Below are 24,944 nucleotides of genomic sequence, written 5' to 3'. Positions count from 1 at the left end.
ACAAACTATACAATTTTAAATTAATTAAATAAATGAAACAAAATTACTTTTTAAGAATTCTGTTGCTTTTTACATTTCTTGTCAATGCACAAGTAAAAGTACAGGGAGTAATTCGATATGATCTTAAGCAAAATTCAACTGCCAAAATTCAACAAAGTAAAAGTACAACCAGTACTATCGATTTTGATGCGATTAAGTACTGGGTAGGTACCGGCGCAAATAAAGCAGCCTTGGTTGTACAATGGAATGATGGTAAAAATTCGGATGCCTTAGTATGGGGTTTTAGATGGGATGGCACTGCAACTGGTGTAGATATGGTGAAAGCAATTGCAAAAGCTGATCATCGCTTTTTTGCGCTACAATATGATTCTGGTCCAACGCTTGGAACTGCAATCGGAGGATTGGGTTTTGACCTAAACGGAACAAATACAATAGGACTTTACAAAGATGGAAATACTACCTATCCCCATTATCCAGTAAATGGTCTTGTAAATACATCTGGGTATGATTTTGATAATTTTACAGCTATAGACGCTACAGATCACTGGCAATCAGGATGGGCTACCAACGGATATTGGTCGTATTGGGTAAAGAACCCCGCTGATTCTGATTTTAGCTATTCTACTACTGGAGCTAGCAGTCGTGTTTTAGAAAATGGTTCTTGGGATCTTTGGAGTTACAATCCATCGATGATAGAAGCTCCTATTGCTTCAACATTTAATCCCGTAACTCCTTTTGTGCTCGCAACAGATTTTACAAAAGGATTCTTTATGGTAAATGAAGATTGGTTTGGACACACTAATGGATCTGTAAACTTTATTGATGATAGTGGCAATGTTAGCTATCGCGTTTATAGTACTGTCAATAACAATCAAACATTTGGAGTAACTACACAGTATGGAACAATATATGGAGATAAATTTTATTTTGTTTCAAAGCAGGCAGCCGATGCTGGAAGATTGGTTGTTGCCAATGCAAAAACAATGCAAAAAATTGCAGCCTTTGAAACTATTGGTGGAGACGGACGTTCATTTTTAGGAGTCAATGAAAATAAAGGGTATATAGGAGCATCAAATGGAATTTATCTATTTGATATTGCTAACATGCAGGTAGGAAGTCTTATTTCGGGAACAGCAGGTGCTGGACAAATAGGAAACATGATTCGTACCTCACAATATGTATTTGCGATAACACAGAATAAAGGAATTTTGATAATTGATCCAACCACAAATACTGTAATTAATACTATTGTAGGTGGATTTCAGTCGGTTGTTCAAGCCAAAGATGGAAGCGTTTGGGCAATTCAAAATCAAAAATTAATCAATATTGATGCAACCTCTTTTGCTACTACAGACTACCCTATTCCAACTACTAAATATTTTACTACTTGGGCAGCATGGAATGCAGGAAGTTTCACGTATAGCAATCAACAAAATGCTTTATACTGGATTAATTCTATAAATTCTTTTAGTTCAGGATCGCAGATTGTACGATTTGATGTTGCCACTAAAACATTTAATGAAAATTTTGGGGCAATTCCGGGGCAAACACCATCTCCCAGACAAATTCCATATGGTGCAGCATTACGCATTGATCCTGTTTCTGATAAGTTAATTTTAAATACTACAGAAAGTGGATACGGACCACATTTTCAAAAAAACTGGGTTCATATTTATGATAACACTGGAGCGTTAACAAATACAATAGTTTTAAATGATTATTACTGGTTTCCTTCTGTAACTGTATTCCCGGATAATAGTGTGCCAGTTGTAAATACTACTTTACCATCTCAAGTTTCAATAAGTAATGCTACAGTAATTGATTTAAAAACCGTTGTTTCTGATACTGATAATTTATCAGCTGCTATTGTAAAATCGATTAAGTCAAATACTAATCCTGCTGTTGTATCTGTCACTATCAATACAAAAGATGAGTTGGTTTTAACACCTCAAAGTCCAGGAGAGGCAACGATAACAATTAGTTTTAATTCTAATGGTAAATTAGTCGAAAAATCAATTACAGTCAATGTAACAAATACGTTAGGAACTGATAAGTTTGACAGAATAGCATTTACGATCTACCCTAACCCTGTTTCTGATATTCTAAATATTAAAACTCAAGACGAAGTATTGAATGTAATGATTTACGATATTTCTGGAAGACAAATCAATACTAGAATTAATAATAACCAAATTGATGTGAGTGATTTAACAAAAGGATTTTACATCATTAATGTGGTAACAGATAGAGCTAGTTATCAGCAAAAATTCATTAAAAAATAATTAAATAGTACGCTCTATAAAAACAATAGCCCTTTACTACAACAGTAAGGGGCTTTTTGCTATATATTCTTAAAATAAAGAAGTTTTACTGTTTCTGTATTTCAGTAGATCTGACTTTTTCTACCGCTTCTGAAACAATATTGATAATTACGCCCGAAATAATAAGACATCCCCCAAGAATCAAACTCATTGTTAAATTTTCATTGAATAAAATCACACTCACTGCAACTGCTACTACAGGCTCTAATGCTCCCATAATTGAGGTAGCTGTTGAACCTATTGTTTTTATGGCATAAACCAAAGTTGACATAGAAAGTACTGTTGTTACAAGTGCAAATACAACAATTTCCAGAAAAAACATCACATCAGGGAGTGCCATTGACTCATTGAATAATAACACTTTACACAAATAATAAAGGGAGGAAAAAAGTAGTGAATAAAATGTAATTTTTATACTCGAAGCCTTTATTTTTGCTTTATTAACCACTATAATATATAAGGCATAAAACAAAGCACTTGTTAAGGTAACGACAAGACCTATAAAATTGATATTAAAAGCAGAACCTTTAGTGCTCAACGCAAAAACGCCACATATTGTTATAAATAAAGATATAATTGTAAGCTTATTGATACGCTCTTTAAAGAAAAAAAACATTGTTAAAGCTACAATTACAGGGTAAACAAAAAGTATAGTCGAAGCAATTCCGGGAGAAAGATAATCATAACCAAGGAAAAGGAATTCGGCAGAAAGAGCATAGAAAAGACCCAGTAATAGTAATATTAAGAGTTCTTTTGTATTCACTTTTAAAGATTCCTTTTTATATATCAAATACGCTAATAAGAACAGACTTGAGACAAAAAATCGGTAAAAAAGTACCGTATCCATCGGAAAATTAATCGCTTTTATTGGTAAAATAAATAATGGAATTAATCCATAGGAAACTGCCGAAATAATGGCGAATAAATAACCTTTAATTTTCATGTATTCTATAACTTATTAATTGGAATCTTTTTTATGCAGAATTTTTATTGACCTACATTACCCTCTTTTTATGCTCAGCAAAATTACCAAAAAATCCCTGATTTTGTACTGCGTATTTTGTCGCAGTTTTCAGTCGCAGTGTTATCCTAAGCGGAGTCTAAGAATATTTATTTTCCAGTTTCATCAATCATTTCCTTAGTGCTTTTGCTACTTTAAACCTTTGCTACTAAATTTAGCTCCGACTCACTCTGCCAAACCGAATTGCAATTTTATATATTGGCATCTTAGTACTAATTTCAAGCTATCCCTTTTTATTTTATCAGCTCTCCCCTTTATTTACAGAATAGTGACTTTTTTATCTCTATGAGACAATAATGTGCGTTATTGCCCATGCTGACTATATTTTAAATCTTTACAAAATAATCAAATAGAAAATACATGGATAGTTTAGAAAAACAGATCGAAAAGCTTAATAATGAATTGTCGCAACAAATACCGCAAGAAGTATTGAAAGTATTCGAAAAATCAATAAACGACTTAAAAACACAAAACATTGAAAATAAAAGTATCAAAATTGGAGATATCGTTAGCCCATTTTCTCTACTAAATGCAAAAAAAGAACTCATTCACTCCAAAGATATTCTTAAGAAGGGAAAAACGATTCTTGCTTTTTTTCGCGGTAGCTGGTGTCCATATTGCAATTTAGAGCTTAGAGAATTACAAAACAACATAGCAAAAATAGCTGGCAAAAACGCTACTCTTCTGGCTGTTTCGCCACAAAGCCAAGATCACAGTAGGGTACTTACCGAAAAAAATCAGTTGTCTTTTGAAGTTTTAACTGATGAAAACAATACGTTGGCCAAACAACTAGGAATTAGCTTTAAATTACAAGAATTTGCCATCCCTACTTATCAGGCAATAGGAATTAATTTAAACGAATTTAATCAGAATAATGAAAACACATTACCTGTTCCTGCAGTATTTGTTATAGAAACTGACGGATCTATAATTTATAAATTTGTAGATACTGATTATAGGAACAGACTTGATATCAACGAATTACTACTATCAATATAGTTAAAAACACACTTTAATCTATAACCAATAAAAGCTCAATTGATACCAATTGGGCTTTTGAGTTTATTTTTACTTTAGCGAATTAGAAACTTTATCGCTGTTTTTTCAACCACTCCAGATAGCTATCGGGATAAAAGGATTTAAAATTTAGTGCAGTGTCATCCTGAGGTCGCCTCAAATATTGATTTAATACGCAGTTTTAGGCACAGTTATCAGGGCATCTATACGGATTGCCAACGGTCCTTTTACGGATAGTAATTTGCTTCGCGAGAATGCTCTATTCTTAACATTTGTTCTGCTATTGTGAAATAAGACTACAAAATTATGTGTACTAACTAGATTATTTAAAAAGCTAAAACACTAAAAACAAGAACATTTACTATCCGTAACTTTTAAATAATATAATTTTAAAGAAAATTTAATAAACATTGAATTCTCAATTATTATATTTGGCGACTTATCCTCATAAAATTATTCATTTTATATACCAAAAAAGATTTTCTCTCTAATTTACCTATGAAACCTATTAAGTTTATCTATACCATTCTATTATCCCTGCTTGTTTTTCATGGCAGTGTAGAATATTATAAATATCCTTCTGATCTAAATAATTGTCAAATGCAAGACATTTTTTTAGCTTCAGATATACCTCAGCTTGAATCTTCTTCTTTATACATGACTGATTCGGAGATACATTTTATCATCAAAAAGAAGGTAAAAATCCGCACAGCAAATTCAGAAGCTAGTCTCTTAAAAAAATATTGCTATTCTAAGCTATTTGATTTTAAGGAATTAAAAGAAAATATTATTTATAGTATCGCTTCTATTTATAAAGATCAGCGACACAATCACCTGCACTTATACCAACTTTTCTAGATTTCTAGAACACCTTATTTTTATATACAATATTCATTTATAGTAATGTATTTCATTATTATTTATGGGAGCATATATCTATAGGCTTAGTTCTTAAAAACGGTATTCCATCCTTGGAATATACGACACCTTTCTATTTTTAATATTTACCCAATTACAACTCCTTGTATATCATTACTTTGGAGGAAACATATTTATATAATACTTTAAAAATTAATCATGATTATTAGTAAAAAACATTTCTTTTTATACGGTTTATCGTTCTTATTTCTAACCGCTTGCGCAGATAAAACAAAAAATGATACAGCCAATATAAAAACGGTACCTGTTTATAAAATCACATTAAAAGACACTGTCGTTTCTAATCGATTTGTTGCCGATGTACACGCTAAAAACAATGTAGAAATCCATGTACGTATACCTGGAATACTAGATAAAGTTTTTGTTAGCGAAGGACAAAAAGTAAACAAAGGGCAAGTTCTTTTCAAAATTAGCGATGCAGAGCTACAAATACAGCTTATCAAAGCAGATGCAGTATACAAAAGTATGTTAGCAGACCTTAGAATTGCTAGTGTTGAATTAAATCAGGCACAGACTCTTTTTACAAAAAAGGTAATTGCAAGTCAAGAATTAGAATTATCTAAGGCTAAACACGATGCTGCAACTGCTAAAGTGGCACATGCTGCCGCAGAAAAAAAATCTATCAATCAACAAATTAGCTTTACTACAATACGAGCTCCTTTTGATGGCACAATAGATCGTATTCCGTTTAAAGAAGGAAGCCTTGTTGAAAATGGTTCGCTACTTACAACATTATCTCAATTAGATGATGTATATGCTTATTTCTCAATCCCAGAAAATACTTATTTCCAAATGATGGCCGACAATAGCCTGAAAACTAAAGGAGATATACAATTGGTATTACCAAACGGAGTGGTATATAGTAAAAAAGGAGAGTTAAAAACTGCCGATGGAGAAATCGACAGACAAACAGGTTCTATCCAATATAAAGCTAAATTTCATAATCCAGAAGGCTTCATAAAACATGGAACATCTGGTAGTTTAATTATTTCGGAGCCAAGAACCAATGTGGTATTAATACCTCAAAAAGCAGTTTTCTCTATTCAAGACAAGCAATTTGTATTTGTTGTTAACAAGGAAGGAATCGTAAAAATGACCAACATTAGCATTGCAAATACTCTTGACGATGCATACATTTTAAACAAAGGACTGAAACAAAATGATCTTATTGTACAAGAAGGTACTCAATCACTTAGAGATGGTGACAAGATCAATATCAAACAAATGCAAAGTGCAAGCTTGTAATCAATTCCTTAATTAAAATTAAAAAGATACAAAATGATAGAGATGTTTATCAAAAGAAAAATATTATCATTAATCATTTCGGTGATGATAGTTCTTCTCGGAATACTAGCTTTATTCCAATTACCCATAACACAATTCCCTGATATTGTTCCTCCATCGGTAACAGTAACTGCTAAATATACTGGTGCTAATGCTGAAGTTTCTGCCAATGCCGTCGCACTGCCATTAGAACGAGCGATAAATGGTGTACCTGGAATGACTTATATGTCAACAGTTACATCAAACGACGGTTTAACCCTTATTCAAGTATTCTTTGAAGTGGGAACTGATCCCGATTTGGCTGCTGTAAACGTACAAAATAGGGTTACCACAATACTAGATGAACTTCCTGAAGAAGTTATACGAGCTGGAGTAACTACAGAAAAGGAAGTTAACAGTATGTTGATGTACCTTAACGTTACTAGTACAGATGAAATTCAGGACGAGCAGTTTATTTTTAACTTTACCGATATTAATATTCTTCAGGAACTAAAACGTATTGACGGTGTAGGACGTGCAGAAATAATGGGTCAGAAAGAATATTCTATGCGAGTATGGCTTGATCCACAAAAAATGCTTTCTTATAATATTTCGGCAAATGAAGTTATAAATTCATTGCAGAAACAAAACATTTCTGCCGCTCCTGGTAAGGTTGGTGAAGGATCAGGACAATTGGACAGCCAAGTTCAATATGTTATAAAATACGGTGGAAAATTCTTCGAACCTAAACAGTATGAAGAAGTACCATTAAGAGCAAATTCAGATGGTACTATCTTAAAATTAAAAGATGTTGCTAAAATCGAATTGGGATCGATGAGTTACGGAATGGTTTCTAAGACTGATGGAAAACCATCGGCTTCAATCATGCTAAAACAACGTCCGGGATCTAATGCATCAGAAGTAATTGCCAGCGTAAAAGCAAAAATGGCTGAGCTAAAAGGAACTTCATTCCCTCCTGGAATGAATTATAATATTGCCTATGACGTATCTCGCTTCCTTGATGCCTCTATTGATGAAGTTTTAGTAACGCTTATAGAAGCATTCCTTCTTGTGGCCTTTGTAGTTTTCATATTCCTGCAAGATTGGCGTTCTACACTTATCCCTGTATTAGCAGTACCTGTAGCATTGATTGGTTCATTTACTTTTATGTCGATGATGGGCTTTTCTATAAATCTACTTACTCTTTTTGCTTTAGTACTATCGATAGGTATTGTCGTCGATAACGCCATTGTCGTCGTCGAAGCCGTACACGTTAAAATTACGGAGGAACATATGGATCCGTTACCAGCAACCATTAGCGCCATGAAAGAAATTACTGGTGCCGTTATTGCAATTACTATTGTAATGGCTGCTGTATTTATTCCGGTTGCTTTCCTTAGCGGACCTGTTGGGGTTTTCTACAGGCAATTTTCGCTTACCATGGCAATTAGTATTGTAATATCTGGTATTAATGCACTTACATTAACACCTGCTTTATGTGCTATAATGCTAAGAGCACACGATCCTAACAAAGAAAAAACATCACTTTTAGATCGTTTCTTTGTCCGATTCAACAGATGGTTTGACAAAATCACTTCACGATACATTAGAGTACTTTCTAAATTTGCAGATCGCAGCTCTATAACTATAGGTCTTTTGGTTTTATTCTGTGTTCTTACTTGGGGTACATCAGTATTTTTACCTTCTGGATTTATCCCTGCTGAAGATCAAGGAATGGTATATGTAAATGTTACTACACCACAAGGAGCAACTGTAGAACGTACAGATAAAGTACTGGATGAAGTAACTCGTATTGCAAAAGAAATTGAAGGAGTTGATAACGTAACCACACTTGCGGGTTATAGCATTGTTACTGAAATCGCTGGTGCATCATACGGAATGGGAATGATCAACCTGAAAAGTTGGGATGATAGAGACATATCTGTAAATGAATTTATTGCAAAACTAAGCGAGAAAACAAAAGGAATAGCCGATGCACAAATTGAAATTTTTGCACCTCCTACCGTTCCTGGATTTGGTAATACCAGTGGTTTTGAAATGCGTTTGCTTGATAAATCTGGCGGCTCTATCAGCAACACAGATGAGGTTACAAAAAACTTTATCAAGGAATTAAATGCTTCGCCAGAAATTCAAAATTCATTCTCAAGCTTTGATGCTACTTTCCCTCAATATCTAATCCATATTGATTATGATATGGCAGCCAAAAAAGGAGTTTCTGTAGATAATGCTATGTCAACATTACAGACTATGTTGGGATCCTTTTATGCTACAAACTTTATTCGCTTTTCGCAAATGTATAAAGTAATGGTACAGGCAAGTCCTGAGTTTAGAAAAAATCCAGAAAGCATACTCGATATGTATCTTAAAAATGATGCAGGCGAAATGGTTCCGTTCTCTACTTTCATAAAATTAGAACGTGTTTACGGGCCAGAAGTACTTACTCGTTACAATATGTATATGTCAGCAATGATTAATGGAGAACCTGCTGAAGGCTTTAGCTCTGGAGAAGCTATCGCAGCTGTAGAGAAACTTGCTGCCGAAAAACTCCCGAGTAAATTTGAATTGGAATGGTCAGGTATGACTCGTGAAGAAATTTTATCTGGAAACCAAACAATATACATTTTTGCTTTGTGTTTACTGTTTGTTTACTTATTACTTGCTGCTCAATACGAAAGTTTACTACTGCCTTTCCCTGTGCTTTTATCGCTTCCGGTGGGTGTTTTTGGTTCGTATCTCGCACTTTTAGCCGTAGGATTAGACAATAACATTTATGCACAAGTAGCCTTAGTCATGCTTATAGGACTACTCGCCAAAAATGCCATTTTGATAGTCGAATTTGCCATGGCACAAAACAAGCTAGGGCAAGATATTACTGAAGCTGCGATAGAAGGAGCCAGACTTCGTTTTAGACCTATCTTAATGACTTCATTTGCTTTTATATCAGGTCTTATACCATTGTGTATTGCCTCAGGAGCTGGTGCAATTGGTAACCGCTCTATTGGTACTGCCGCTGCAGGAGGAATGTTAATAGGAACCATCTTTGGACTTATTATTATACCTGGACTTTATATCCTGTTTGCAAAAATGGAAAAAGCAATGAAAAAATAAACTTAAACAATGAAAAAATCACTCAATAACTCAAAATATATTTTAATATTAGTATTTGTTATGCTATTAACTGCTTGTTCTGCCCCTAGGGTGGCAGAACCGCAGAAAGCAAAAGCATTACCTGAAAATTTTGATGCTAAACGCAAAAAAGCTACTGCCAATCAAGAAGATTTTATTCCATTAAAAACGGCTAGCTACTTCAAGGATCCTGAATTAGAAAAATTATTGGATAAGGCTATCCTTCAAAACCCTGATTATCTAATCCTTCAGGAGAGAATATTAATCGCTAACTCTCATCTAAAAGTAGCAAAACTAGCTTTGTTGCCTTCATTTGATATTGTGGCTGATGCTTCGGGTACACATTATGGTAAATACACTATGGATGGTGTAGGTAACTTTGATACAAACCTATCTCAGAATATATCAGAGAGACAAAGAATTGCTACAGATTTAACCCCAAACCTATTCCTTGCAGGAAAAGTTTCTTGGGAAGCTGATATCTGGGGTAAACTTAGCAACCGAAAAAAGGCTGCACGCCAAAGGTATTTTGCATCAAAAGAAGGAATGAGATTGTTGCAAACAAGATTACTTAGTGATATTGCGACGCTTTACTACAAACTTGTAGCACTAGATAAACAAGCTGCTATTTATAAAAATAACCTAGCAACACAGCAACGAGCTCTTGATATTGTTTCTGCTCAAAGATCTGTTGGAAAAGCAACAGAGCTTGCAGTGCAACAGTTTAATGCTCAAAACAACAATATTCTTGCTGAGGCAGAACAATTAAACTTAAGTATTGATCAAACTGAAAAAGCGATATTAAACCTACTGGGAGAATACGGTGGAACTGTTAGCAGAAGTAGCGATTTCTTATCAGGACACCTTGAAGTATTGAATCAAAAAATAAGTGTTGATTCCATAATCCATAACAGACCAGATGTATCAGAAGCGTATTTTGAATTGTTGGCTACCAATGCAGATGCAAAAGCAGCACGTGCCTCTTTTTTCCCAACTGTAAATCTTGGGGCGTATGGAGGTCTTAACTCTTTTTCTTTCCCTACATTTTTTGATAGCCAATCATTTGCATGGCAATTACTTGGCGGCATAACAGCACCGATATTTAACAAAGGACAAATTAAACAAGACTTTTTTGTTGCCAACAAAAAACAACAAATTAGCTTCCTAAATTATCAAAACACCATAACGATAGCTTATAATGAGCTAAGTGCTTTATTACATCGAACTGAAGCTTTTCAGGATGTTTTAAGCTATAAATCAAAAGAAATAGAACATCTTGAAATAGCTGTAAATGTCTCAAATGATTTGTATTTAAGCGGATATGCTAATTACCTTGAAATAATTAGTGCTCAAAAAAACAAACTTCAGGCAGAATTAGATTTTGTAGATATACAATTAAAAAATGCTGACTCACAAGTTTTATTATACAAAGCTTTAGGAGGAGGAATCAATTAAAGTTAGGTTATTGGACTATTTTTAATTTCTAAAAAATGATACAGTAGCCCTATTTTTAATTCTATTTATACCAAGAGGCTGTCCCAAAATAGACTGCCCCCAAAAAGTTAGACACTATTTGGGGGCATTTTTATGGAAAGAAAAGTCAAGTATGATTACGCATTCAAACTTGAATGTGTAAGGTTAGTTATCGAGAAAGGATACTCCAGTGAAGCGGTATCTAATGAAAAGAGTATTAGTGAGTCAAATATTCGTAGATGGGTTAGCTTTTACAGAGCATATGGAACAATCGGATTGTTACCACGGAAGAATCGTGTCTATTCCATTGATTTTAAACAAAAAGTATTACTATCAATAGATAAGGATTTATTATCACTAAGGGAAGCTCGTTTAAAATTTAACATTCCCTCAGACTCAATTATTATCAGATGGAAAAGAGATTTTGCTAACTTTGGTTTAGAGGGATTATCATCTAAACCTAAAGGAAGACCCAGATCTATGAATTTTAAGAGAAAACAGAGAAAAACAGACAAACCCTTAACTAGGGAAGAAGAACTTTTAAAGGAACTGGAGTATTTACGAGCTGAGAACGAAATTTTAAAAAAGTTCAACGCCTTAGTTCAAGCCGAACAAGCCAATCAAAACAAAAGGCTCAAACCATAATGGAACTAAGGCATAAATATGATTTAGACCTCTTGCTAAATTGTACGAACATGGTTAGAAGTACTTATTATTACTATGAAAAAAGAAGTCAAGTAATTGATAAATACAAAGATGTTAAAGATTTGATTAAACAGATTTACAATCATCATAAGGGTAGATTAGGTTACAGGCGTATTACTTTATTAATCAAGCAAAAAGGAATTTTAATTAATCACAAGACAGTGTTGCGATTGATGAAAATTTTAGGATTAAAAAGTTTAATCAGAATCAAGAAGTACAGATCATATAAAGGAGAACAAGGAAAGATAGCTCCTAATATATTGCAGCGCAATTTTAAGGCTGATAAACCCAATCAAAAATGGGCTACCGATGTAACTGAGTTTAATATCTCAGGTAATAAATTGTACTTATCACCTATAATTGATCTTTTCAATGGGGAAATAATAAGTTATGATTTATCTGAAAGACCAAATTTTAATCAAATCACCAATATGCTTAAAAAGTCTTTTCGAAGAATATCAAATGATACTAATTTAATATTACACTCCGATCAAGGCTGGCAGTATCAAATGAAGCGATATCATCAGCTTTTGAAGGAGAAAGGATTAGTGCAGAGTATGTCAAGAAAAGGAAACTGCTTAGACAATGCAGTTATAGAAAATTTCTTTGGCATATTAAAATCAGAACTATTTTATATTATGAAATTTAAAGACATAAATCATCTAAAAAAGGAAATTATAGAATATATAAAATATTACAATAATGAAAGAATCAAACTGAATTTAAAAGGAATGAGCCCGATACAATATCGAGCTCATCATTATCAAAATTAATTATAAATTTGTCTAAACTTTTGGGTGCAGTCTAAAAAGACAGCCTCTTTTTATATATTCTTCCTAACTTAATTACATTGAATGCGAGTAGCTGTTAGTTAACTCAAAATATTTCTTATATTGCTCCAAAACATAAGAAATGAGCCGAAAACATGGATTTGGTAAAATCTTAGATCAAAAATATACTTCTGTAAAAGAATGACGATAATGATTAAACTTTTTATAAATCGAGATTAAAAAATGGTCTCTATAAAGTAATATAAAAGATGAATATTATAGACTTATATAGCGGATACGAAGGATACCCTGAACTAATTTTAAGAGAGAAACGAAATAATAATCAAATTTTTTTCGAAGTTCATTTACTTGACTTTCATTTTAATGAAATATTATCCTTAATTCCATTGGGACAATATCATGAAGAAAGTGTAATGTATAATTTTTTCAAGGCAGAAGGCTGGCATAATAGTGAATGGGAATGCAAAAGAATTCAAGAGCTATATAATCAACTCATTTTTATAGAGTCTACTATCCCAGAAAAATTGAAAGAAGTGTTTAATGCTATTAGCCAAATTTGTTACTCCTGCATACAAAATAATAGTAGATTATTTTTTGAATTAGAGTAAAATTTATTCTAGACCACTCATGTCTACCCTACAAACGCAATATCATTAAATTAAGCTTTTTTATAACTAAAAACTTTTATCTATAAGCACTAAATCACTAAGAAAACATGTGTAAACTTAGTGGCTTTATATCTCTTCGACAGAGATTTATTCGGTATCATTTCTTAACCCAATAACATTAAACGTGTGTAGCGTAGCTTGCGAGGGGCATAATATCTTAACTAAAATGCCTACACAATTTGAGAAATCATAAAAACTGCAATAAAAGAAACTACAGCAAACACTATAGAGTTTACAATTCTATCTTTTCTCTTTATCGATTTTTCTGACATATCAAGTTCAGTAATATATTTTTTCTTGTTTTATTTCGTTTCATATCTTTTATTTTAATTTACAACGTTTTACGTCTATGTTACTGTTATTATAATTTTCAAAATTTATTTTTTAAAAATAGTTGTATTGATTTGTATCTAATAAAATCAAATGGTATGCCAAGATAGCCAATAACAAATCAATAAACTAAATAACAAATAGTTACAAAAAAATCATTATTACTTAACTAATACATTCCTATCAAAATGATACGGTTAGCCATTCAAAATGAAAGGGTTTAAAAACTCTGATGATAAATATCGTTTTAAAACATAGGTGGAAACTCAGTAAATTCTGTAGTCATGCTTTAAGTCATATTTTATTTTTGTATAACAATTAAGGTACAACGGTTTACCGATTTACTCATAGAAAAACTTTCGTTGAGTAACTGTTTTTTTGCATGACAAAATTTATAATTTTATATTTACAATGTCTGTTTACAGCAGGTATAACAACCTGTTCACGACTTTAGACAATTTGAATTTTAAAAAAGTTAAACCATTTTACTTATGAAAAAACGATTACTACTTTCAATCTTTGCATCACTTAGTTTTATTTTAACATCGCAAGCACAAGAAAAAGGCAGTAGCGACCTTAGTGTTAATATTGGTTTTGCAACATCTACCGAGTTGTCAAATCTTTTTACAGATATCCTTGTTAGTGGTCTTACTGGTAACCAAATAAAAACTGGTGATATTAAGGCAGGTCCCACTTTGGGGATAACGTATCGCTATGCAATAGCCAATAGATGGATGGTACAAGCCGATGGATTTTATCAAAAAATGTCACAAGATATATATGTAAATAACACAAAAGAAGGCAAAGCTAATTACACTTACATTACTGTAGGTTTGGGTACAGATTATCGTTATATCTCTACTAATTTTTTCCAGATGTATTCTGGAGTTGCAGTTGGTTATACATCCGAAAACATAAAAAATTCAGGAGCCCAAAATTCTGCTAATGGAGATGGCTTTATAAACTACCAGGTAAATGCATTAGGCTTTCGTGTAGGGAAAAAATTTGCTGCTTTTGCTGAATTAGGATTCGGATATAAAGGTATTGTAAACACTGGTGTTTCGTACCAATTTTAGTAGTTACACTAAGAGCTGATTTAAAACGTTGACAAATTAAACATTGTTCTTTCTAAAAGATTGTAATAAAAAACGCTTCAAAAGATATATACTTGCCATAACCTTATTTACAAGAAATATTTTCACTACAAATAATATATATAACAAAAAGGATGAGCAATGCTCATCCTTTTTTCATTTACTTCCAATACTAATTCTTTTTCAACGCATTAGAGATATAATATCATATACCACTTATTCAAAAATATCCTCTAAATCGTGTAATTAAATTGAAAATAAAGTCAAAAAAACTCTTTGGATCTATCTTGGTATCTGTGGACGTTCCATTTTATATTGTCTTCCTGATAGCGTTTTAATAAAAGATACCAATGCTACAATTTCATCATCATCAAGATTTAGTGGTTGCAATAATACATCCGTTTGTGGAAATAATGGATCAGCAGCTTTCTCACTCTCCGTTGGATCAATCATATGCATGCCGCTGTTATAGATATTAACTATTCCTGTCATATTATCAAATAAACCATTATGCATCCATGGCCCTGTGTACATGACATCGCGAAGTGAAGGAGTTCTAAATTTCCCAACATCTTCAGCCTTTTTAGTAATATGATACAGTCCCAAATCTTCGTATTCTCTTTTATAATACGTAAGTCCTATGTTGTGGAATGATTCATCTGTAAAATATTTCCCAGAATGACAATTCATACAACGTGCTTTGGTACGAAAAAGATGCAATCCATGTATTTCCTCATCAGATAACTTAGAATAATCACCATCAATAAAAGCATCAAATCGACTTCTTTTACTGAGTATCGTTTTTTGGAAGTTCGCTAATGATTGCAAGATTTTCTCATAAGATATATCCGCACTACCATACGCATTTTGGAATAAAATAGCATAGCCTTTTACTTTACTTATCTTTTTAGCCAGACTTTTGGGATCCATATTCATTTCATGATGAGCCGTAATTGGACCTTGCGCCTGCTCTTCTAAAGTAGTAGCACGACCATCCCAAAAGAATGATTTTCGTGCGTGGATATTATACAAAGACGGCGTATTTCTCTTTCCTTGTAAATGATCATTTCCTAAAGATACTTCTCTACCATCGCCCCAAGCCAACTCTGGATCATGACAGCTGCTACAAGAAACTTGATTCGATCCTGAAAGTTTCGGATCAAAAAAAAGCATCTGACCCAATATTACTTTAGGATCATCTAATCTTTCATAATAACTCGTATCAACAGCCAAAGGTTCAAATTCTTCCCAAGAGACACCTTTGTCAATAGTAGGTTTTGGCCATTGATTTACTGGCTTACTATAAAGTTCACGCCAATTGGTATTTGCTATTTTTTCGCTTAGCGTAGCGCTAAAGCTCAATAGTGTATGCACAACTCCAATGGAGAGAATTAAAAAAAGGGTTTTAAATAAAATAGACTTCATTATAAAGCAATAGTAATTTTTTAATACATTCTAAAATGTCAAACCTAATGACATTTGAAAATAAGTATTGTTTTTGTTTTTAGAATAATTGTAGTAATCTAGATCTGTTTTCACGAAAAAATTAAGATCCGTATCATATTTATAATCCCATCGTGTTCCTAGATTTATTTTAGTATAAGCAGAAGATAAATAAGCAAAATTATGATCTAGCATCTCAAAAATTTGATTTGTTTTCATACGATCAGTAACTTTCATATTTGAATCCAAAGCCCAACTATGTTCAACCGAAGTCGAAACATTAATTAATAATTGTGATAGCAGTTTTGATATAGAAAAGTCCAATCGACCAATACCTTGCTGCATATCAATTACACGTAACGGATCTATATATTTAGTTTCTGTTTTTTTAAAATTAAAACTTGGCGCAATAGACCATGATAATTCAGGAGAAGGAATACAGTATAATCCTGAAAACACAACCGATGTAACCTTATTTGCATAATTAGTAACTTCAGCTATTTTAACGTAAGATGTTGAAGTTTGGTTATCGAATATGTTTTCGGTTCCAGCCCGATCAATATAAGAAAATCCAATTTTTGTACCCCATGCCTGTCCTTCTGATTTTTTTAAATAAGAAACCTCCCCTACATAGCCTTTTTCCAAAATAGCAGATGCAATAAGATTTTGAAATTCGGTCATAATTTTTTCATAATCAAAATGATTGTATCCAACATTTAAAGCAAAACCATTTTGATCTTTTGGGAATAATTGCACGCTTGCACCATACCCTTTTCCATCATAAAAAGAACTCAATTTATTTCCGGTAAGCAGATTATTATATACGCCAAGACCAGTCATATGATAAACAGCTGGAGCACCTAACTCACTAAAGAATTTTAAGTTATTCGACTGCGTGTATTTTTGCCAATTAATAGCAGATCCAATTGCATAGCGATTTCCGATGTTTCGGGAAAATCCAACTGCTAATTTAAGATCAGATACCGTATTTTTAGGTCTGGGATCAATGTCACGGTATTCTAGTAAAGCACGATATTCAGCAACAATTCCAAGAGTCATTTTTTGAAAAGCTTTTGAATAGCCTCCTTTAAAAGAATATTCCTCGAATGAAAGATCCCCACCAATAGAATCGGCAGTTACATAAGGATAGATCACCTGATAATCAGAGCTTTCGTTCCAACGTACATTTTTACGTTGTCCGTTTTTATAATACGCATTTCCCCAAACCGTATTTTTAGTATCAATCTTATAATGAGATTGTGCATTAATAAGAAACTGATTAATTCCATTCCCTAATTGTTGAATATTGGCTTGTTGCGAACTCGCATCATACCCAGCACTAAATTCTGATAAAGAATAGCGGCGGGCAAAATGTTGATTTGCAGGATTAGTATAAATGCTATTAGAAAAATTATTTGCAGGAGATAAATCTTCATGAATGCGGAGCAAAACCGAAGTACTATCCTGTGCATACAGCATACCAGAACTGAAAATAATAAATAATAAAAGGGAACGAAAGCTCATGATTAAATTTTATTATGGCATTAAAGATGGTTTAACCTCAGGGCTAAAATCTAATGTAGAGTTATTCGTATCCTTCAATGTTTTTATACCTTTAGCATTAGTTGAAAGTACTTTACGACGAACACTTTTTCCGTAACGGCTTTGATCTGCATCAACTTTTCCGCAGTATGTCCATCCCATATCCAATGAAGGAGCAGTAACAATCCATTGAAATTCAGAAGCAACACTTAAATTAACAGCATCTACAATCCATTCATTTGGAATAGAGTAAACACTCTCTCCCATTGGGTAACTCTCACCACCAATTACCATATTGTACTCATAATCATAAGTATAATCTGCCAAGAAAACATCTTTATGGATTGGCAAACGAGCAATAACAAAACTCTTAAATCCTCTGTTATGAATAACCATCGATGAGAATAAACTCTCCATATTAGGAACAGCAGGATTATCAACATCATCGGCATCTTCAGTATAAAATTCAAAATTAGCCGTTCTCAAATCAATTGAACCCGAATTGTATTCTTTATGGTTAATTGCGTCTTCAGCAATAATAAAATAGGCCCCTGGAGCAATTGGATAAGTAGTTCCATTACCTGGAACAATCGCAATAGCTGAAGCTGCAAATGATTTTTCCATGATGTTTGGCGTATAATTCTGTTTTTCAACAGTCATAAATTCTGATTGTGCAATCATTAATCCATCTGCATACAATACCTCATCCGTATTATTGTAGATTTTAAAGTATTTGTCACCTAAATATTGTTTCCCCTCAGCGGTCTTTGTTCCTGTAAAAAATACCTCCTCAATAATAAAATCTGATTGGCTTGTTTTTAGAAAAAGATTTAAAGAAACTACAGCGGTTTGACCAGTAATAACTACAGATTCTTTATAACCGCTTACTGAAGCGTCAACAGTACTCTCACCTGCTGAATAATTAATTTTCCCATTAATCGAAATTTCATAAGAACCTTCGTTTAATGCAATAGAAAGATCATTATTAGTAAATGAACTACTTTCTGTTATTTTACCAGTATTAAGTTCTTTAAAAGAAACGGTAAGATTAGAAAGTGTAACATTATTTAAATCCTCAGGATTAACCACTTTTAAAGTTAAAGCAGTTTGCCCGCTATAATTGTCATCATCTTTTGAACAAGATTGTAATAGTGCCATTACGACTATTGTTAGATAAATGGGTAGTAATTTAATTTTCATGATTAAGGTATTTATTTAATATTAAAAGTTATAAATTCAAGTTTAATTCCATTCCGAAGTAAGGAGAAGTAAGTCCTCTTCGTTCAATCTTCTGACCACTAATCTCATAATTTTGATAGTAACTAAAGAGTCCGTTAACGAACATTGATATTCTAAATTTTTTATAAAAATCCTTAGAGACTTTTAAATTCATATTCATCGACATCGGAACGGTTCTTTTTTCAAATAAAGCATCGTTATACTTTATATCCAGCCATTGCAAAATAGGATCTGATTTATTTTCTTCGAGATAAGGATGCTGCTGTCCAGAAGGATCAATATAGGAAATCGGAGTTCCGTTCATAGGTGTAGATTGTCCGCTTCTGAACCACATAAATTGAAATGAACTAGAGAACTCCAGACCAAGTAAAGGAATATAGGTATCAACAATTAGATTCGTATTTAATTGCTGCTTTTCAGAGCCATCATCCCATTGGTAAAGTCCTAAATAAGGAAGTCGTTTTCCGTTGATAATAATATCTTTTTGTCCACTTTTGTAAACAGGGCTGCTATTTGTATAAGTAGTTTTAAACCAGGCACCGTTTACTGTAAATCGAGTATTTATCGCTTTAAAACGCTTCGATGAGAATTGAAATTCGACCCCGCTTTTGAGTAATTTACTTCCGTTATTTGTAATGTTGTAAGTGGTTAATAAGGTATCCATCACAAAGCTCATTTCGGCTAGATCAGGCTGTGCGGTTAAGGTTAAAGGATCGATAGAACTACTATCGTATTTTTTATACGAAAGCGCATGATATCGTGAACCATTTCTAAATCCAGAATCCAGGCGTTCATTAAAATAGGTAATCGAGAATCGATTGTTATCATACGAAAAGTCGGTGCGAACTTCCCATTTTTTATTGATTGCAGGCTTTAAATCGTAATTAACTGCAGCCGTTTTATAAGTCATTAAATTGATTCTTCTGTATTCAGGAGTATTATGATAATAATTAAGCTGTACCAAATCATTATATACATAATCAGGATAAAGCTGTGCTAGTGTTGGAAACTTAGTATACTGCCCTGTACCAACTGTAAGTTCAGTTCTTAGGGCATGTTTTCCGATTTTTAAAGATGGGAGCGCCCATTGTGCATTAATTCGGGGATCAAAATAATATTTCCCATGAATAGCATAAGCTGGTGCTATATTTAATAATGACATGGCTCGGATACCTCCTGCAATGTTTAATTGATGGTTGCCTAAGGGAATTGAAATCGCATCTTCGGCAAAAAAAGCAATATCTGTACTGGCAGGAATATCTTTGTATGATCTGGGACGCGTTGTCATTTCTGGCGATGGCGGATGCGTTGTATCATAAACCTGACCTTTCCCATTATTTTTAGAATAGGTCCACTCCGAGCCTGCCTTTAGAGCATGTGTTATTCCCAAAAAACGAACTTCAAAATCCCCCATTGCTTTAAGAAAAGCATCAAATGGTTTTCCATCAACCAAAAGATTAGAAGTATATTGAGGAGTTAAAAAAATACCATCAGATTCGCCTTGTTCTGTATTATTAGGTATAACAGTAGCATTGGTTACCTGAACCCATTTCGTTTGTTCAATTTTATCATATTGCTGACTAATAGATGTTGCTATATGTATCGCCTTAAAAAAGGGAGCTGTTTTAAATTTTAAATCGAATGAATTTGCCAAGGAAAATCGGTTATAAGTAGCGCTAAAACGGTCTATTTTTGCATAACCAACATTAGGATCTGATTTTTCATTATCCATTGAACCACTGTAATCTAAACTAGAATCCCATTGAAGCAAATATGAATCGTTCTCCCATGTTTTTTGTGCACGTATCGATGCTGTGATTCTTTTGTAGTTTTCAAAACTATTTCGAGGATCCGGTTTTGCATTTAGATAATCAAGTCCAACATTTAATACAAATCGTTTTTCTTCAGATTCAAAACCTTTTCCGATATAATATAACTTACTGAATTCATCCGCTTTAAAACGAGATTCTAAATCAGTACGTCCTCTTTTTCGTTTAATTTTTATAAGTCCGCTGGTTAAATCACCATATTCTACAGAAGGGATACCTCTAATAATCTCTACTTTATCAATTTGATCTGTCGAAATAGAACGCATGTCTACTCCTTTAGATGTTGTATTTCGGCGTGTATTCGCATACCCAGAACCTGGAGTAATAGACATATTAGAGCCCGTAGTAAATTGTAAATTCGCATCCGTATTAATAGGGATTCCATCGACTACAAAGGCTGTTCCAAGAGATGAAATATCATAATTAGAATCGGCTATTCCAACTTCTCTTAATTTAATATGATTAGAAGCGTTGAATACAGGATCTTTAGAACGCCCCCCTGGCAGTAATTCTAATAAATCAGTAAAACTTGAAGGTTGTAAATGTTGCATTGCTTTTTTATCAATGACAGAAGTACTTGTCATTCCGCGAGATTCAGTAGCAGTAATAACCACTTCATTTAATTCAACACTTATAGGGGTTAATTCAAAAGACAATTGTCTATTAGTAGTTAAATCAAACTTCTTATCGATAGTTGTATAACCTAAATGCGATAATTTCACTTTGTAATTACCATTTGGAATGTCATTTAAAACTATGCTTCCAAAATCATTTGATTGCGATTCGTACTTCTGAAATAGCCCTTCCATAACTAACATTGCCCCTTTTATCGGAAGTTTACTCTCAGAATCTTTAACAGTAATCTGAATAGTTAACTTATTTATATTTTGAGTAAATCCAAGATTGGAAAACAAAATAATTAATAACAGAATAATTGATTTACTATTTTTAGTCGTTACTATGAGACTATTGCAATAAGACATGGTATTTAATTGTAATGGAAACTGTAATATATGTAACAGATATTCGGTTAAAAGTTGCAAATATAACTTAATTTAGACTCAATAAAAATAACTTACTCTAAAAAACTTTATTATTTAGCAATACCAGTAGTTGTAATAATAGCTTATAAACTCAGTAATAAGGATATACAGAAAGAATAAATTTTAAAATCTATGAGTCGAAAAGAGGAATTCAACTCTATCTTTTTTGATATTCATATGAAGCCTTTATTTGGAGTATCTAGCACATAAAAAACCTTGCCAATATTTTGACGAGGTTGGATTGTTTTATTCATTGTAGATTATCATTGTGGGCACGGAAAAACATTTCCGCGCTATCGTTGCACATATCTGAGCGGTCGGGTTAGTATATATGCTTTAATTAGCAACTTATTTCATGTTTTTTACAACATTATTATAATCTAAAATTTCTAATAATTTTCCTTCTCTATAGTGCTCTACTTTCAAACTTCTTCTCTTTTTATAAATAGAGTCATCTACCTTAAATTTGTTTTCCCATTTTGGAGGAACATAAAAATAATGACCAGATACCTTTAAGGTTAAGGTATTATGATTCATTTTTAATCTATATATAGAATCTATCTTACCACTATATTCAGTATCAATCTCATGATTGAGGTATACCTGTTTATGTATTTCTTTATCTGTTAATGATTCAAAAAAAAACCATCCCACTAGTAATAAAAGAGGGATAACTATAACTCCTATTAAAATATTATTCCCTTTAGTACTCATTCTTAAATTTGTGGTTTTTTTAACATTTTTGTTGTATCATCTGAGTAAATTCCTCCAACTTCCATTCCTGACTGATTAGCACTATAGCAAAATGCAAACTTTTAAAAACCAAAGCCATTCCGCTATGAAATGGCTTTGGTTGATTTTTAATCACAAATTAGACATATAGTTGCTTATAATCAGGGCGATATGGACTTTATCTATTTCCTATTTAAGTCTTCATAATTTAAAACTTCAACTAATCTATCATTCCTGTAATATTTTAAATACAACTCACCTTTTCTCTTAGATATTGAATCACCAATTTCAAACTTTTTTTCCCATTCTGGTTCAACTTCAAATATGCAATCTTTAGTTTTTAGTGCCAATACATTATGATTCATTTCTTGTCGATAAATACTATCCACAATACCTTCACACTTTTTATCAATCATCATATCTAGATAAACCTCTTTTCCAGTTCTTTTGTCTGTAATTGAATTAAAGAAAATCCATCCAAACAATAATAATAGAGGGATGCCCATTACTGATATTAAAATTACTTTTTCTTTAATACTTAATTTTAAATCTGTCATTTTTTTAAAGTTTTTGTTGTGCCATATGAATATATTCCACCAGCTCCCCATGCGCCACCTGGTCCCATTCCTGATTGATCGATACTGTAACCACGTGGAGTTCTTCCGAAATCAGATGGATTCATCTTATCCACAGCGTTTGCCTTATTATCTATAGTACCTCCTGCAGTCCAAGAAGCATCAAAAACGGGTGCACTTACACCAGCTGTATAACTACTAGAGTTACCTGCAAAGTCAGAAGTTGTAAATTGATTGTCCCCTGTTGGACTAACTGTACCTGCTGAAAGTCCCATAAATAATCCAAATCCTATATTTCCATTGAAATTAAGAAAAAGATCTGTATTACCAACAGCATCATTTACAATCCCAAGTTGAACACCAAAACCACCACCAAATGCACCATCAAATCCTACAGAAACAAAACTTCCTCCAGTTTGACGAGATTTGAATGAAGAGCCTGCTGCATTGGTAAATGATCCATCACTACCTGCTTGTATAGTAACGCCATCTTTGGTTACTGAACCATCAGAATTAAGACTAACAGAATCTAAAACGTTACCATTTTGTTTAGATGTTACTGTAGCAGCTTCTCCAATATATTTTGCACCACTACCGTGATATTCCTCAGCAGTTGCTTGATCAGTTACTCTGTCATCCCACATATATCCATCACCATCTTTAACCCAATCATCCCCACCGCCACCTCTATCCCCTTCTGCCGTACTCATAGCACCTGCTGATCGTGCACCTCTTGGCGCCATACCATCAGGATCAATAAAATACACCGGATTATCAAAACAATAATTGTAAGGACTATATCTTCTCATCTTTTCTGCTAGTGGGTCAATATTACTCCAACCAGCTCTTGCAGGGTCATAAAGTCTCGACCCATAGTCATACATCCCAAGCCCCAGCTCGTCTTGTAGCTCTTTTCCGTTGTACTTATATTTATAATCACTTGCGGGATTAACATTATACCCCTCATGTTTTAAACCAAAAGGATAGTAATTATTTTCTTCAAGAATTTCAAGAACATTTTGAGCATTCTTTTTGTAGCTCACACGAACATTTCCTAAATGATCCGTATAATTAAATACATAATTGTAACTGTTCGCCCCATTTACAGGTGTGTTGTTTACATAACCTTCTGCTGTTGGGAAATACTGCAATACATCGTTTTTATACTGAAATCCTCCCAAATACTTAGTTTGAGTTACAGCTCCATTATCAGTTACAATTTTCTCTAGTTTTTGCCCAGTTGCGTTGTAAATATATTCAATACAATTTACTTATTCTCCAACAATTCACCTTTACTGTTGTACAACAATAAGCTTTTTTTAGCTTTTGTATAACCTTTACTGGCTGATTTTTCTAAATATTTGATAGCTAAATTTCGAGTCTCTTTATCCAATAAATTTAAATCTTCAATTGTTTCTTCTTTATTACCACTTATATAACTGTTCGTTCGATATAAATCATTGTAAACATCATAATAGGCTTGTGCGTATTGGTATTTGTTTGCCATTATCAGCGAAACACGTAAATAATCAGACCTATGACCACTTAATGCATAAATCATAGATAATTCCTTATATGCTAATGTATCACCCCTAAATACTATTTTATCCATTAAACTATTTACCTTCTTTTTATCATTAAAATAATCTTGATAAACTCCTAAAGTTGATTTCGAATTTTCTTCAATCTTAGGCTTTACCTCTATATTATCTTTACAATTACAAAAGATAAAACTAACCATAACCAAAATTGTTAAATTTGTTGTTTTCATA

General features: G+C 32.9%; 18 protein-coding genes and 1 pseudogene. 10 read left to right on the top strand and 9 right to left on the bottom strand.

The genetic code is table 11. The features are described 5' to 3' along the window. Window positions 1–32: 32 nt before the first annotated feature. Window positions 33–2,282 (top strand): DUF5074 domain-containing protein, encoded by a 2,250-nt coding sequence (locus tag EAG11_RS05940; protein ID WP_129538351.1) that lies wholly within the window; start codon window positions 33–35, stop codon window positions 2,280–2,282. A gap of 85 nt (window positions 2,283–2,367) precedes the next feature. Here the strand turns inward: EAG11_RS05940 and EAG11_RS05935 are convergent, their stop codons facing one another. Beyond that, the gene (locus EAG11_RS05935) at window positions 2,368–3,264 is read right to left on the bottom strand and encodes a DMT family transporter (RefSeq protein ID WP_129538350.1); all 897 of its coding nucleotides are present in this window, start codon (window positions 3,262–3,264) and stop codon (window positions 2,368–2,370) included. 438 nt (window positions 3,265–3,702) lie between these two features. Here EAG11_RS05935 and EAG11_RS05930 point away from each other — a divergent pair, with 438 nt between their 5' ends. The 9 genes and pseudogenes from EAG11_RS05930 to EAG11_RS05890 all read left to right on the top strand — a co-directional run bounded on the left by EAG11_RS05930 (window position 3,703) and on the right by EAG11_RS05890 (window position 14,751). Next, a complete protein-coding gene (locus EAG11_RS05930; protein WP_129538349.1) occupies window positions 3,703–4,341 on the top strand; it encodes a peroxiredoxin-like family protein in 639 nt (212 codons plus the stop codon). A gap of 618 nt (window positions 4,342–4,959) precedes the next feature. Next, on the top strand, window positions 4,960–5,217 hold the full coding sequence (locus EAG11_RS05925) for a hypothetical protein (RefSeq protein WP_230729082.1): 258 nt from the start codon (window positions 4,960–4,962) through the stop codon (window positions 5,215–5,217). Window positions 5,218–5,436: 219 nt separating this feature from the next. After that, window positions 5,437–6,543, top strand: a complete 1,107-nt coding sequence (locus EAG11_RS05920; RefSeq protein WP_129538347.1) for an efflux RND transporter periplasmic adaptor subunit — start codon at window positions 5,437–5,439, stop codon at window positions 6,541–6,543. Between the two features lie 33 nt (window positions 6,544–6,576). Next, complete coding sequence (locus tag EAG11_RS05915) at window positions 6,577–9,690, top strand: efflux RND transporter permease subunit (RefSeq protein ID WP_129538346.1); 3,114 nt, start codon at window positions 6,577–6,579, stop codon at window positions 9,688–9,690. A gap of 9 nt (window positions 9,691–9,699) precedes the next feature. After that, window positions 9,700–11,163: a TolC family protein gene (locus EAG11_RS05910; RefSeq protein WP_129538345.1), complete on the top strand. Its 1,464-nt coding sequence runs from the start codon at window positions 9,700–9,702 to the stop codon at window positions 11,161–11,163. Window positions 11,164–11,295: 132 nt separating this feature from the next. Beyond that, a complete protein-coding gene (locus tag EAG11_RS05905; RefSeq protein WP_129538344.1) occupies window positions 11,296–11,826 on the top strand; it encodes a helix-turn-helix domain-containing protein in 531 nt (176 codons plus the stop codon). Next, window positions 11,820–12,659, top strand: a pseudogene (locus tag EAG11_RS05900) (IS3 family transposase); the annotation flags it as partial. The gene EAG11_RS05905 and the pseudogene EAG11_RS05900, both read left to right, overlap by 7 nt. A gap of 266 nt (window positions 12,660–12,925) precedes the next feature. Next, window positions 12,926–13,285, top strand: coding sequence for a hypothetical protein (locus tag EAG11_RS05895; protein WP_129538342.1), 360 nt, complete (start codon window positions 12,926–12,928; stop codon window positions 13,283–13,285). 881 nt (window positions 13,286–14,166) lie between these two features. Next, window positions 14,167–14,751 (top strand): outer membrane beta-barrel protein, encoded by a 585-nt coding sequence (locus EAG11_RS05890; RefSeq protein WP_129538341.1) that lies wholly within the window; start codon window positions 14,167–14,169, stop codon window positions 14,749–14,751. A gap of 300 nt (window positions 14,752–15,051) precedes the next feature. On the opposite strand, the gene EAG11_RS05885 is transcribed toward EAG11_RS05890, so the two are convergent. The 8 genes from EAG11_RS05885 to EAG11_RS05850 all read right to left on the bottom strand — a co-directional run bounded on the left by EAG11_RS05885 (window position 15,052) and on the right by EAG11_RS05850 (window position 24,943). Next, the gene (locus EAG11_RS05885) at window positions 15,052–16,194 is read right to left on the bottom strand and encodes a cytochrome-c peroxidase (protein ID WP_129538340.1); all 1,143 of its coding nucleotides are present in this window, start codon (window positions 16,192–16,194) and stop codon (window positions 15,052–15,054) included. A 30-nt stretch (window positions 16,195–16,224) separates the two neighbouring features. Next, window positions 16,225–17,736 carry a DUF6850 family outer membrane beta-barrel protein gene (locus EAG11_RS05880; protein ID WP_129538339.1) on the bottom strand — a complete coding sequence of 504 codons (1,512 nt, stop codon included), beginning with the start codon at window positions 17,734–17,736 and terminating at the stop codon, window positions 16,225–16,227. A 12-nt stretch (window positions 17,737–17,748) separates the two neighbouring features. Next, the gene (locus tag EAG11_RS05875; protein ID WP_129538338.1) at window positions 17,749–18,954 is read right to left on the bottom strand and encodes a DUF4876 domain-containing protein; all 1,206 of its coding nucleotides are present in this window, start codon (window positions 18,952–18,954) and stop codon (window positions 17,749–17,751) included. 28 nt (window positions 18,955–18,982) lie between these two features. Next, entirely contained in the window at window positions 18,983–21,805 is a 2,823-nt protein-coding gene (locus EAG11_RS05870; protein ID WP_129538337.1) for a TonB-dependent receptor, read from the bottom strand. 408 nt (window positions 21,806–22,213) lie between these two features. Beyond that, on the bottom strand, window positions 22,214–22,579 hold the full coding sequence (locus tag EAG11_RS05865) for a hypothetical protein (protein ID WP_129538336.1): 366 nt from the start codon (window positions 22,577–22,579) through the stop codon (window positions 22,214–22,216). A gap of 200 nt (window positions 22,580–22,779) precedes the next feature. Beyond that, window positions 22,780–23,154: a hypothetical protein gene (locus EAG11_RS05860; protein WP_129538335.1), complete on the bottom strand. Its 375-nt coding sequence runs from the start codon at window positions 23,152–23,154 to the stop codon at window positions 22,780–22,782. Beyond that, on the bottom strand, window positions 23,151–24,353 hold the full coding sequence (locus EAG11_RS05855; protein ID WP_242499274.1) for an RHS repeat protein: 1,203 nt from the start codon (window positions 24,351–24,353) through the stop codon (window positions 23,151–23,153). The genes EAG11_RS05860 and EAG11_RS05855 overlap by 4 nt, the downstream gene beginning before the upstream one ends. Before the next feature lie 86 nt (window positions 24,354–24,439). Further along, window positions 24,440–24,943: a hypothetical protein gene (locus tag EAG11_RS05850; RefSeq protein ID WP_129538333.1), complete on the bottom strand. Its 504-nt coding sequence runs from the start codon at window positions 24,941–24,943 to the stop codon at window positions 24,440–24,442. Between the last annotated feature and the right edge of the window lies 1 nt (window position 24,944).

It is taken from the genome of Flavobacterium sp. 140616W15 (assembly GCF_003668995.1).
Lineage (GTDB): Bacteria > Bacteroidota > Bacteroidia > Flavobacteriales > Flavobacteriaceae > Flavobacterium.
Note: the sequence above shows the minus strand (reverse complement) of the source record. Positions and strands in the feature narration are given on the sequence as shown.

Excerpts from the sequence above, each read along its gene's own strand:
- EAG11_RS05940 (WP_129538351.1), top strand. The coding sequence starts at position 33 with ATGAAACAAAATTACTTTTTAAGAATTCTGTTGCTTTTTACATTTCTT.
- EAG11_RS05935 (WP_129538350.1), bottom strand. The coding sequence starts at position 3,264 with ATGAAAATTAAAGGTTATTTATTCGCCATTATTTCGGCAGTTTCCTAT.
- EAG11_RS05930 (WP_129538349.1), top strand. The coding sequence starts at position 3,703 with ATGGATAGTTTAGAAAAACAGATCGAAAAGCTTAATAATGAATTGTCG.
- EAG11_RS05925 (WP_230729082.1), top strand. The coding sequence starts at position 4,960 with ATGCAAGACATTTTTTTAGCTTCAGATATACCTCAGCTTGAATCTTCT.
- EAG11_RS05920 (WP_129538347.1), top strand. The coding sequence starts at position 5,437 with ATGATTATTAGTAAAAAACATTTCTTTTTATACGGTTTATCGTTCTTA.
- EAG11_RS05915 (WP_129538346.1), top strand. The coding sequence starts at position 6,577 with ATGATAGAGATGTTTATCAAAAGAAAAATATTATCATTAATCATTTCG.
- EAG11_RS05910 (WP_129538345.1), top strand. The coding sequence starts at position 9,700 with ATGAAAAAATCACTCAATAACTCAAAATATATTTTAATATTAGTATTT.
- EAG11_RS05905 (WP_129538344.1), top strand. The coding sequence starts at position 11,296 with ATGGAAAGAAAAGTCAAGTATGATTACGCATTCAAACTTGAATGTGTA.
- EAG11_RS05895 (WP_129538342.1), top strand. The coding sequence starts at position 12,926 with ATGAATATTATAGACTTATATAGCGGATACGAAGGATACCCTGAACTA.
- EAG11_RS05890 (WP_129538341.1), top strand. The coding sequence starts at position 14,167 with ATGAAAAAACGATTACTACTTTCAATCTTTGCATCACTTAGTTTTATT.
- EAG11_RS05885 (WP_129538340.1), bottom strand. The coding sequence starts at position 16,194 with ATGAAGTCTATTTTATTTAAAACCCTTTTTTTAATTCTCTCCATTGGA.
- EAG11_RS05880 (WP_129538339.1), bottom strand. The coding sequence starts at position 17,736 with ATGAGCTTTCGTTCCCTTTTATTATTTATTATTTTCAGTTCTGGTATG.
- EAG11_RS05875 (WP_129538338.1), bottom strand. The coding sequence starts at position 18,954 with ATGAAAATTAAATTACTACCCATTTATCTAACAATAGTCGTAATGGCA.
- EAG11_RS05870 (WP_129538337.1), bottom strand. The coding sequence starts at position 21,805 with ATGTCTTATTGCAATAGTCTCATAGTAACGACTAAAAATAGTAAATCA.
- EAG11_RS05865 (WP_129538336.1), bottom strand. The coding sequence starts at position 22,579 with ATGAGTACTAAAGGGAATAATATTTTAATAGGAGTTATAGTTATCCCT.
- EAG11_RS05860 (WP_129538335.1), bottom strand. The coding sequence starts at position 23,154 with ATGACAGATTTAAAATTAAGTATTAAAGAAAAAGTAATTTTAATATCA.
- EAG11_RS05850 (WP_129538333.1), bottom strand. The coding sequence starts at position 24,943 with ATGAAAACAACAAATTTAACAATTTTGGTTATGGTTAGTTTTATCTTT.